Origin of the sequence: Nonomuraea antri (genome assembly GCF_013283785.1) — a bacterium.
In the GTDB taxonomy this organism is placed as follows: Bacteria; Actinomycetota; Actinomycetes; order Streptosporangiales; family Streptosporangiaceae; genus Nonomuraea; species Nonomuraea antri.
On sequence record NZ_JABCPZ010000008.1, the window covers coordinates 20996 to 32269 of the forward strand.

At 72.6% G+C, this 11274-nt stretch carries 10 protein-coding genes; 8 read left to right on the top strand and 2 right to left on the bottom strand.

From position 1 onward, the window contains the following. Positions 1–34 precede the first annotated feature (34 nt). Together HII36_RS04235 and HII36_RS04240 are read left to right on the top strand one after the other, a co-directional pair. A complete protein-coding gene (locus tag HII36_RS04235) occupies positions 35–1645 on the top strand; it encodes an MFS transporter (RefSeq protein ID WP_173521700.1) in 1611 nt (536 codons plus the stop codon). Between the two features lie 8 nt (positions 1646–1653). Further along, positions 1654–2370 carry a DoxX family protein gene (locus HII36_RS04240; RefSeq protein ID WP_236003188.1) on the top strand — a complete coding sequence of 239 codons (717 nt, stop codon included), beginning with the start codon at positions 1654–1656 and terminating at the stop codon, positions 2368–2370. A 67-nt stretch (positions 2371–2437) separates the two neighbouring features. Here HII36_RS04240 and HII36_RS04245 read toward each other — a convergent pair whose 3' ends face one another. Further along, positions 2438–3373 (bottom strand): DMT family transporter, encoded by a 936-nt coding sequence (locus tag HII36_RS04245; protein WP_173521702.1) that lies wholly within the window; start codon positions 3371–3373, stop codon positions 2438–2440. Between the two features lie 80 nt (positions 3374–3453). Further along, the gene (sthA, locus tag HII36_RS04250; protein ID WP_173521703.1) at positions 3454–4866 is read right to left on the bottom strand and encodes a Si-specific NAD(P)(+) transhydrogenase; all 1413 of its coding nucleotides are present in this window, start codon (positions 4864–4866) and stop codon (positions 3454–3456) included. Positions 4867–4947: 81 nt separating this feature from the next. Between sthA and HII36_RS04255 the strand changes: the two genes are divergently transcribed. The 6 genes from HII36_RS04255 to HII36_RS04280 all read left to right on the top strand — a co-directional run bounded on the left by HII36_RS04255 (position 4948) and on the right by HII36_RS04280 (position 11274). Next, positions 4948–6534: a phospholipase D family protein gene (locus HII36_RS04255; RefSeq protein ID WP_173521704.1), complete on the top strand. Its 1587-nt coding sequence runs from the start codon at positions 4948–4950 to the stop codon at positions 6532–6534. 60 nt (positions 6535–6594) lie between these two features. After that, positions 6595–7416, top strand: coding sequence for a PhzF family phenazine biosynthesis protein (locus HII36_RS04260; protein WP_173521705.1), 822 nt, complete (start codon positions 6595–6597; stop codon positions 7414–7416). 98 nt (positions 7417–7514) lie between these two features. After that, positions 7515–8222 (top strand): response regulator transcription factor, encoded by a 708-nt coding sequence (locus HII36_RS04265; RefSeq protein WP_328807584.1) that lies wholly within the window; start codon positions 7515–7517, stop codon positions 8220–8222. Between the two features lie 44 nt (positions 8223–8266). Further along, positions 8267–9562 (top strand): sensor histidine kinase, encoded by a 1296-nt coding sequence (locus tag HII36_RS04270; protein ID WP_173521706.1) that lies wholly within the window; start codon positions 8267–8269, stop codon positions 9560–9562. Positions 9563–9787: 225 nt separating this feature from the next. After that, positions 9788–10144, top strand: coding sequence for a hypothetical protein (locus tag HII36_RS04275; RefSeq protein WP_173521707.1), 357 nt, complete (start codon positions 9788–9790; stop codon positions 10142–10144). Positions 10145–10191: 47 nt separating this feature from the next. Further along, a complete protein-coding gene (locus HII36_RS04280) occupies positions 10192–11274 on the top strand; it encodes a peptidoglycan-binding protein (protein WP_173521708.1) in 1083 nt (360 codons plus the stop codon).

Below are 11274 nucleotides of genomic sequence, written 5' to 3' on the forward strand. Positions count from 1 at the left end.
GGCCTCGCGAACGGATCGGCCTGCAAGGAGGGCCATGACCGTCACCCAGGCCGCACCCGTCATACGGCGTGCCGAGCGGCGGCATCAGGACAAGCGCTGGTCCATCCTGGTGCTGCTGTGCGTCAGCCTGTTGCTGATCACGGTCGACGCCACGGTCCTGCACATCGCGGTCCCCGCGCTCACCGCGGCGCTGGAGCCGTCCGCGGTGCAACTGCTGTGGATCATCGACGTCTACTCGCTCGTCGTCGCCCCGCTGCTGATCATGTTCGGCACGCTCGGCGACAGGTACGGCAGGAAACGTCTGGTCCTGTGCGGCTTCGTGCTGTTCGGCGTGGCCTCGGCCGCGGCCGCGTTCGCCCCGACGCCGCTGACGCTCATCCTGGCCAGGGCGCTGCTCGGCGTCGGCGGCGCCATGATCATGCCGGCCACGCTCTCTCTGATCAGGCAGGTCTTCACCGACCGGCGCGAACGGGCCATCGCGCTCGGCGTCTGGAGCGCGGTCGCCGCGGCCGGCGCGGCGGTCGGGCCGCTCGTCGGCGGCGTGCTCGTCGGCCTGTGGTGGGGCTCGGTCTTCCTGATCAACGTGCCGATCCTGCTCGTCCTCCTGCCCGCCGCGGTCCGGCTGCTGCCGGAGTCGCCCAGCCGCAGCGACACGGGCCTTGAAAGCGACATGGGCCTTAAAAAGGCGGGCCGCGGGGACGTGGGCCTCAAGGACGTGGGCCGCAGGGAGGTGGGCCGTTGGGACCGGCCGAGCGCGGCGCTGTCCGTGCTGGGCCTGCTGGCGCTGGCGTTCGGGCTGAAGGAGGCGGGCTCGGGCAGCCTGATGCCGTTCCCCGCCGCCGTGCTGGTGTTCCTGGCCGGGGCGGGGCTGCTGGTGTTGTTCGTCCGGCGGCAGACCAGGCTCGCCGCGCCGCTGCTGGAGGTCGGGCTGTTCCGGCGGCGCGAGTTCGCCACCGGCGTGGCCGGGGTGCTGCTCGGCGTGTTCGCGCTGGTCGGGCTGCAGCTCATGCTGGCGCAGTACCTGCAGCTCGTGCTCGGCGACAGCCCGCTGCGTGCCGCGATCAGGATGTTGCCGCTGGTCGTCTCGGCCGTGGCCGGCGGGCTCGCGGCGGCGCACATCCTGGCCAGGATCGGCATGCGGGCCACCATGAGCGGCGGGCTCGGGCTCGTCGCGCTGTCGCTCACCCCCACGCTCACCTGGGGCGTCGAGGGCCATCCCGTGCTGCTGGCGATCTGTTTCGTGGGCATCGGGTTCGGCGTGCAGGTGGCGTTGCTGGCCGCGTCCGACACGATCATGTCCTCCGCGCCAGAGGCGCAGGCGGGCGGGGCGGCGGCGATCGAGGAGACGGCCTACGAGCTGGGCGCGGGCCTGGGCGTCGCGGTGCTCGGCACGATCACCACGATCGTGTACGCGCCCGCGCTGCGTGCCGTCCCCGGCGTGTCCGAGGCCTCCATGGAGGAGGCCAGGCAGTCCCTGGCCGGCGCCGCCCACGCCGCGCACAAGATCGGCGGCACCACCGGCGGCGCGTTGCTCGACGCGGCCCGGTGGGCCTTCGTCAACGCCCTGCACACGACCGTGGTCGTCAGCGTCGTGCTGCTCAGCCTCACCGCCGTCGCGGTGGCCGTGCTGCTCAACCGTGATTGAGGTGTGCGATGTCCCGTATAGGGCAGACAACTACCGTGAAAGCGGTCCTTCGTGATCTTGCTGCTTTAGTCGCCCGCATCGGGGTGGGCGGCATATTCTTCGCCAACGGTTGGACGAAGCTGGAAGACGGCCTCACGGCCACCGGGGCGGAATTTCTCAAGCAGGGTGCTCCCGCACCCGGTGCCTGGGCCACGGTCACCATGCTCACGGAACTGATCGGCGGCGCGCTGCTGATCGCCGGGCTGGCCGTCTCCACCACCGGGCTGATCTTGTTCGCCGAGGCGCTGGCGGTCTTCCTGGTCGCGCCTCCGCTCAATCCGATCACCATGAACGAACTGGTCCTGCTCGCCGCCGCGTCCCTGCTGCTCGCGGTGGTCGGGGCGGGACGGCTGTCGGTCGACCACATGGTGGTGATCCGGCGCAGGGAATCGGAGGCGGAGAACGAGTTCGCCGCCGACGCCGAGGCCGACCGGGTCATCGCCTCGCTACGCGACCCGGACAAGCCGCCACCGGCCGCCGGGCGCGCCTCGGACAAGCCCACGCAGGACGACGACGCGAGCCTGGAGGACACCGCGCCGCACGCGCGTCCGCAGGACAAGCCGGCCGCGGAGGCCAGGCGCGGCGACGGAGAGTCCGCCGCCGCGTCGGCGCCCGGTGACACGCTCGTGGCGGGACGCAAGAAGCCGGCCTCGGGCCGCGGCCGCCGCCCTGCCTCGGACGGCTGACGCAGCAGGCGGGCTGCCGGCCGGCCGGGCGCTCAGGGACGGCCGGCCCGGCGGCCCGCCATCAGGGTCAGGAGCGCGAGCCCGCCGCGGGCACGGACTCGCGCCTCCGGCCGGCCTTCAGCGCGCCCTGCGTCAGCGCGATGGCCAGCAGGATGATCACCGCGCCGACCGGCTGGTTCCAGCTGATCGTCTCGCCCAGCACCACCACGCCGGAGACCGCGGCGAACACCGGCAGCAGGTACGTCACCGTCGAGGTGGTCGTCACCCCCGCTCTGACCTGCACCCAGTACAGCAGCAGGTACGCCAGCCCGGTCCCCAGGCCGCCCAGACCCGCCATGCTCCACCAGACCTCGGCCGGCGCGGACAGGTCGACCAGCGGCACCCCGGCCACCAGCGTGATCACGCCGAGTTGCACGGCGCCGCTGAGCAGCTGCCCGGCCGCCAGCACCACCGGCGGCTCCGGCCGGCGCCCGGTGATGAAGCGGCCCATGTACGCGCCGCCGACGCCGTAACACATCGCCGCGCCGAAGCAGGCCAGGCTGCCGCCGAGCTGCCCGCCCGCCATCGGCTGCCAGACGCCGAGCACGACCATGACCCCGGCGAAGCCGAGCCCGAGCCCGGCCATGCGGCTCGCGGTCGGCTTCTCCGTACGCAGGAGCAGGGTGAAGGCCAGCGTGCACAGGGGCGTGGTGGCGTTCCAGATGGCGGCCACCACGGACGAGACGTACTGCTCGCCCCAGGCGAACAGGGTGAAGGGCAGCGTGGTGAGCACCACGGAGGCGAGCTGGAAGTGGCCCCACAGTCGGGGGTCGCGCGGCAGCGCCTTCCTGCCGATGGCCAGCACGGCGAGCAGGGCCGCCGCGCCGATGACCATGCGGCCGAAGGAGACCTGGAGCGGGTGCAGCACCTCCACCGCGATCTTGATGAAGAAGAAACTGTTGCCCCAGATGGCGGCCAGGGCGATGAAGCCCGGCAGCCATCCGGCGACGCCCTTGCTGCGCACGCCTTCGCCTCCCGCTGACTGAAACCATCGAGGAGCGTAGCGAGCGCGGCCGACCGAAACCTAGGGATATTTCCCTATTTTCACAGCTCAGCTGTCAGCCGGGCGATCACCCGCATCTTGTTCATCGCGTCCAGCGCCGCCACCTTGTACGACTCGGCCAGCGTCGGATAGTTGAACACCGCGCTGACCAGGTAGTCGACGGTGCCGCCGCAGCCCATCAGCGTCTGGCCGATGTGCACCAGCTCCGTCGCGCCCGTGCCGAACACGTGCACGCCCAGCAGCCTGCGGTCCTCGGAGGAGACGAGCAGCTTGAGCATTCCGTACGAGTCGCCGATGATCTGCCCCCTGGCCAGCTCCCGGTAGCGCGAGACGCCCACCTCGAACGGGATCCTGTCGCGAGTCAGCTCGTCCTCGGACTTACCGACGAAGCTGATCTCCGGGATCGTGTAGATCCCGATCGGGGCCAGGTCGTGGATGTCGGCCACCGGCTCGCCGCAGGCGTGCTGCGCGGCCACCCGGCCCTGCTCCATCGAGGTCGCGGCGAGCGCGGGGAAGCCGATCACGTCGCCGACCGCGTAGATGTGCGGCACGGCGGTGACGTAGTTCTCGTCCACCGCGATCCTGCCCCGGTCGTCGGCGCTCAGCCCGGCGGCCTCCAGGCACAGCTCGCCCGTCTGGCCCTGGCGGCCGGCCGAGTACATGACGCAGTCGGCGGGGATCTTCTTGCCGCTCTCCAGGATCGTCAGCGCGCCGCGCGGGCGCCGTTCGACCGCGGCCACGTTCTCGCCGAACCTGAACGTCACGGCCAGGTCCCGCAGGTGGTACTTCAGCGCCTCGACGATCTCCAGGTCGCAGAACTCCAGCATCCTGTCGCGCCGCTCCACCACCGTGACCTTGGTGCCCAGCGCGGCGAACATCGAGGCGTACTCGATGCCGATGACCCCGGCGCCCACCACGACCAGGGTCTCCGGCACCCGGTCGAGCCGCAGGATGGCGTCGGAGTCGATGACCGTCCTGTCGTCGAACTCCACGGTGGCCGGTCGGGCCGGCGTGGTGCCGGTGGCGATCACGATCTTGTCCGCGCTGACCTTCTTCTCGCCCTTGTCGTCGTCGCCGGAGATGCCGATCGTGTGCGGGTCGAGGAAGCGGCCCGTGCCGATCAGGACGGTGACGTGGTTGCGGCCGAGCTGGCTGCGGATCACCTGGATCTCGCGGCCGATCACGTGCTGGGTGCGCATGCCGAGGTCGGCGACGGTGATCTCGTCCTTGACCCGGTAGCTCGCGCCGTACAGCTCGCGCTGGTTGAGACCGGTGAGGTAGAGGACCGCCTCACGCAGGGTCTTGGAGGGGATCGTGCCGGTGTTGATGCACACGCCGCCGATCATGTTCCGCTTCTCGACCACGGCGACCCGCTTGCCGAGTTTCGCCGCCGCGATCGCCGCCTTCTGCCCGCCCGGCCCGGTGCCGATGACGAGGAGATCGAAGTCCGTCACAGTGTTCAGTCTGCGCACCGGAGGTGATCGGGGAAAGACCTGCGGCGGTTACAGCATCGGCTGCCGGGTAGCCAGGGGCGGGTGAAGCTGGAGGACTGGTTCCTCACCGCGGAGGAACGGGACAACCCCGACACCCGGCTGGAAGCGTGGACGACCGGCAACCTGGTGCGGCCGCTCGTGCACGGCGCCTGCTACTTCGCCGAGCTCAAGGCGAGGGTGGACCGGCTGGGCAAGGACGACCTGCTGCTGTTCGCCGACTGGCGCGGAGACCCCGACGAACGGCTGACCGACGACGGCCCGGGCGTGGCCAGGGTGCTGGCGCTCGCCGCCGAGCGCGGCGCGCTGGTCAGGGGCCTGATCTGGCGCTCGCACCTGGACCGGCTGCGCTTCAGCGCGGCCGAGAACCGGCACCTGGGCGAGGACGTCGAGGCGGCCGGCGGCCAGGCCCTGCTCGACACCCGGGTGCGTCCGGGCGGCTCGCACCACCAGAAGTTCGTCGTGCTGCGCCACGACCGCGAACCCGACAGGGACGTGGCCTTCGTGGGCGGCATCGACCTGTGCCACAGCCGCCGCGACGACGCCGCGCACCACGGCGACCCGCAGGCCGCGCCCATGCCCCGGGTGTACGGCGCCCGCCCGCCCTGGCACGACGCCCAGGTGTCGATCAGCGGTCCGGCCGTGGCCGAGGTGGAGAAGATCTTCTGCGAACGCTGGGAGGACCCGGCGCCGGAGACCAGGCAGCCCATCAGGCGGCTGCGCGACCACCTGGAACGCATGGACGACATGCCGCCGCTGCCCCCGCCGGGACCGCCGCCCGCCCCGGTGGGCCCGCACGCCGTGCAGCTGCTGCGGACCTACCCGTACCGGCGCAGGCCCTATCCGTTCGCCAGGCGCGGGGAGCGCAGCGTGGCGCGGGCCTACCGCAAGGTGCTGCGCAACGCCAGGTCGCTGGTCTACCTGGAGGACCAGTACCTGTGGTCGACCGAGGTGGTCGAGCCGTTCGCCGAGGCGCTGGAGCGCGAGCCGGACCTGCGCATGATCATCGTGGTGCCGCGTCACCCCGACCAGGACGGCTGGCTGGCCGGGCCGGCGAGCCTCATCGGCCGCGCCGACGCGCTGGCCAGGCTGCGTCAGGCGGGCGGCGACCGGGTGGCGGTCTACGACCTGGAGAACCACGCGGGCACGCCGGTGTACGTGCACGCCAAGGTGTGCGTGGTCGACGACGTGTGGGCCTCGGTCGGCTCCGACAACGTCAACCTGCGGTCCTGGACGAACGACTCCGAGCTGAGCTGCGCCGTCATCGACGAGCGGCCCGATCCCCGGCCGCCGGGCGGGGCCCGCAGGTTCGCCAGGGAGTTGCGGCTGACCATGGCCGCCGAACACCTCGACCGCGCCGAGGGGGACCCCTGCGACGACGGCGCCTTCCCCGAGGGGCTCGATGAGTTGTGTGACCCGGTGGTGGCGTTCGAGGCGTTCGCCGCCTCCGCCGAGCGCCTGGAGTCGTGGCACCGGGGCGGACGCCGTGGCCCGCGACCGCCCGGACGGCTGCGCCCGCACCCGGCCCCGGAGATCGGCCGCCTGCGCAGGAGGCTGGCCATGCCGCTGTACCGGCTGGCCGTGGACCCCGACGGCCGCCCGCCCGATCTGCGACGTTCGGGAGAGTTCTGACAAGGTAGGGGGGTCCGGGGGTTATGACAGAGCTCGGGGGGTTCTGACAGACTCGCCGGCATGTCACGTGCCTTCCGTCAGGTCGATGTGTTCACGGCCACGCCGTACCACGGGAACCCGCTCGCCGTCGTGCACGACGCCGAGGGGCTGACCACCGAGGAGATGCGGCGCTTCGCCAACTGGACGAACCTGTCCGAGACCACCTTCCTGCTCCCGCCCACCACCCCCGGCGCCGACTACCGGGTCCGGATCTTCACCACCTCCGGCGAGCTGCCCTTCGCCGGACACCCGACCCTCGGCTCCTGCCACGCCTGGCTGGAGGCCGGGGGAGTGCCGCGTGACGCGGCGCGGATCGTCCAGGAGTGCGAGGTCGGCCTGGTGCGAGTGCGCAGGACCGGCGACGGGCTGGCCTTCGCCGCGCCGCCGCTGCGCCGCTCCGGCCCGCTGGACGAGCCCACCGCCGAACGCGTGGCCACCGCGCTGGGCATCGCGCGTTCCGACATCGTGGCCGCCGCGTGGGCCGACAACGGTCCCGGCTGGGTGGGCGTGCTGCTCAGGGACGCCGGCGCGGTGCTCGCACTGCGTCCCAGGGACGTCGACCTGCCGATCGGCGTGGCCGGGCCGCACCTCGAAGCCGGCGGGCCGGCCGACTTCGAGGTGCGGGTGTTCACGCCCGACGTCGAGGACCCGGTCACGGGCAGCTTCAACGCGTCGCTGGCCCAGTGGCTGCTGGGCGCGGGCCTGGCCACCGCGCCGTACACGGCCGCCCAGGGCACCGTGCTGGGCCGGTCCGGCCGCGTGCGCATCTCCACCGACGCCGAGGGCGACGTGTGGGTCGGCGGCTCGGTGGTCACCTGCGTCACCGGCCGCGTCGAGCTGTGAACCGGCCCTGACCTGACGGTCAGCGCACCTTCAGGTTTTCGTCAGCCTCGCCGATGATGATGATCGGCGAGGCCGGCGGACGAAGCGGGGGTGACGGCGTGGCCGAGACCGTCAGGCGGCCGGAGGCGCGGCTGCTCGTCATCGAGGATGAGCCGGACATCCGCGAGTTGCTCGCCGCCAGCCTGCGTTTCTCCGGCTTCGAGGTGACCGGCCTGGCCAAGGGCATGGGCGCGGCCGAGGCGGCGCTGCGGCACCGGCCCGACCTGATCATCCTGGACGTGATGCTGCCCGACCTCGACGGATTCGAGGTGATCAAGCGGCTGCGCTCGGGCGGCGACCGCACCCCGGTGGTGTTCCTGACCGCCCGCGACTCCGTCGACGACCGGATCAGGGGGCTGACCCTGGGCGGCGACGACTACGTGAGCAAGCCGTTCAGCCTCGACGAGGTCGTCGCCAGGATCAGGGCCGTGCTCAGAAGGCTGGGCGACGGCACCCCCACGCAGCCGACCCGGCTCACGTTCGCCGACATCGAGCTCGACGAGGAGAGCCACCAGACCTGGCGCGGCGGTGAGCCGGTCCAGCTCTCGCCGACCGAGTTCAACCTGCTGCGTTACTTCATGCTCAACGTCGGCAGGGTGTTGTCGAAGGCGCAGATACTCGAGCACGTCTGGCACTACGACTTCCGCGGGGACGACTCCATCGTGGAGAAGTACGTCTCGGCGCTGCGCAGAAAGGTCGACCACCGCGACCCCCGGCTGATCCACACCCTGCGCGGCGTCGGCTACGTGCTCAGGCCGCCCCAGTGACGGGGCGCAGGATCTCGCTCAGGGCCAAGCTCACCGTAACCGTGATGCTGCTGGTCACGGTGGCCGCCCTGGTGATCAGCGCGGCGAGCGTGCTGCTGCTGCGCGACCGCCTGCTCGACCGGGTCGACGACCAGATCAGACGGGTCACCGAGACCCTGCACAACGACATGCGCGACGATCGGCCGAGCCCGCAGGGCCAGTTGCTGGTGTACGTGCCGAGCGATGTCTCGGTGCTGCGCCTGGGCCCGGACGGCACGGTGGTGGCGCGCTCCAGGAACGCCGACCCCGCCTTCGAGGCCGCGCTGCCGGAGAACCTGCCGCCGGGCAGCTCGACCGTGGGCCGCTGGCGGGTGCTCGCCGACGGCGGGCTGCTGGTGGCCATGCCGCTCGCCCAGGTCGACGAGACCGTCGCCCAGATGGCCTGGATCGACGCGATCGTGGCGCTGGCCGTGGTGGCCATCGTGGCCGCGACCGGCGTGCTCGTCGTGCGGGGGAGCCTGCGGCCGCTGGCGGAGATCGAGCGCACGGCAGAGGTGATCGCCGCGGGCAACCTGTCGCACCGGGTGGAGGGCGAGGACCCGCGTACCGAGGTGGGGCGGCTGGCCCGGGCGCTGAACGGCATGCTGGCCCAGATCGAGTCCGCCTTCCGGGACAGGGCCGCCTCGGAGTCGTACATGCGGCGGTTCGTCGCCGACGCCGGCCACGAGCTGCGCACCCCGCTGACCGCGATCCGCGGCTTCGCCGACCTGTTCAGGCGCCAGAAGGGCGAGGACGAGCTGGTCGCCAGGATCGGCCGGGCGGCCGCCAGGATGAGCCTGCTGGTGGAGGACCTGCTGCTGCTGGCCGGCCTCGACCAGCGCAGGCCGCTGCGCAGGGACCGCGTCGACCTGCTGGCGGTCGCCGCCGAGGCCGTGCAGGAGTCGGCGCTGCTGGCGCGCGACAGGAAGATCGACCTCATCGTCGAGGGCGAGAACGCGCCGCTGGTGATCGGCGACGAGTCACGGCTGCGCCAGGTGATGGGCAACCTGCTGAGCAACGCCCTGCGGCACACGCCGCCGGGCACCGCCGTCGAGGTGCGGCTGCTGGAGGGACGGCTCGACGACGGCGCGCCCGCGGTCGTGCTCGAAGTCGCCGACCAGGGCCCTGGCCTGACCCCCGAGCAGGCCGAGCGGGTGTTCGAGCGGTTCTACCGCGCCGACAAGGCCCGCTCGCGCGACGAGGGCGGCAGCGGCCTGGGGCTGGCCATCGTCGCCGCGCTCGCCACCGCGCACGGCGGCGCCGCCGAGGCCGACCCGGGCCCCGGGGCCACCTTCCGGATTCGCCTGCCCGCCGCCGACTGAACGGTCAGCCTTCTTTCCGCCGGACAGGAAGGCCGCGGTCAGCTTCGGCCGGGAGGGTGGGCGCGGAGGTGATCGAGGATGAGACCACGAGGGTCCATCAGGTTGTTCTGCGCCGCTGCCCTCCTGTCGGTGTCGGCCTGTGCGGGTACTCCGGGACAGACGGGAACGGCCGCGGCGTCGTCCACGGGAGGCGCCGAGGAGAGCCTGGCCCGGTGGATGACCTGCATGCGCGAGAACGGCGTGCCGGTGCGGGATCCACGGGAGAGCGGCCGGTTGAGCGCCGCCGACACCGGCGTCGGCCAGGAGACGCTGGAGAAGGCCCAGCAGGCGTGCCGCCAGCACGTCCAGCCGGCCGCCGGTGACCGGCCCAACGCCGACGACGCGGGGGTGATGGACAAGTACCTGGCCTATGCGGCGTGCATGCGTGAGAACGGCGTCGACCTGCCCGACCCGAAGGCCGGCGCCGACGGCGAGATCGTGATGGAGCCGAAGACCGCCACCGACTCACCCCAGTACGTGGCGGCGAACAAGACCTGCGCGAGCAAACTGCCCGGCGGCGGTGGACCCGGCGGGGCGCGATGAGCGGACAGGGCGATGAGCGGGCAGGGCGCGCCGGGCGAGGGGGCGCGATGAGCAAGAGGGGCCTCATCGCGTCGGCGGCGGCCATGGCGCTGCTGCTCGGCGTGGGCGCCGCCGCCGTCCGGCTCACCTCCTCCGTCGGCGACGAGGCGAGCACCGCGGACGAGAGCGCCGCCGGGATGGGCGGCACGGCGGAACCGGCCGCCGCCACCGCGGCCGTGGAGCGGGGTGACCTGGTCGACACGCTGACCGTGAGCGGCGTGCTCGGCCACGGCGCCGCCAGGCCGGTGGTCAACTCCGCGTCCGGCACGCTCACCGCGCTGCCCGCCGAGGGCGCGGTGATACGGCGCGGCGGCGAGCTCTACGAGGTCGACCGCGACCCCGTGGTCCTGATGTACGGGCCCAAACCGATGCACCGCACGCTCGAACTCGGCGTGGCCGACGGCGCGGACGTCCGCCATCTGGAACGCAACCTGCGGGCACTCGGCCACCGGCTCACCGTGGACGACCACTTCGACCTGGCCACCAGGACCGCCGTACGCGCCTGGCAGGACGACGCCGGGCTCCCCGTGACCGGCGCGGCCGGCCGGGACCAGGTGGTGTTCCTGCCCGGTGAGGCACGCGTCCAGGAACTGCGAGTCCCCGTCGGTGCGCCGGTGCGAGCCGGTCAGAGCATGCTGGCCGTCACCGGGGTCGAGCCCGTCGTGACCGTCCGGCTCGACGCCGGCCGCCAGAACCTGGCCGTGCGGGACGCCCCGGTACGGCTGCGGCTGCCCGGCGAGCCATGGCTCACCGGCAGGATCGCCGAGGTCGGCACCGTGGCCAAGCCGACAGGCGAGGACGGCACGCCCACCGTCGAGGTGCGCATCACGCTTGACGACCCGGCCCGGGCCAGGTCGCTCGACCAGGCGCCGGTCAGCGTCGAGCTGCGCGGCGAGGTCCGCCGTGACGTGCTGTCCGTACCGGTGGAGGCACTGCTCGCGCTGCGCGAGGGCGGCTACGGCGTCGAGGTCGTCGAAGGCGCGGCCACGCGGGTCGTGCCGGTCGCGGCCGGGATCTTCGCCGGCGGCCGCGTCGAGGTCTCCGGCGCCGGCCTGCGCGCGGGCCGGCGCGTGGAGGTGCCCACCACATGA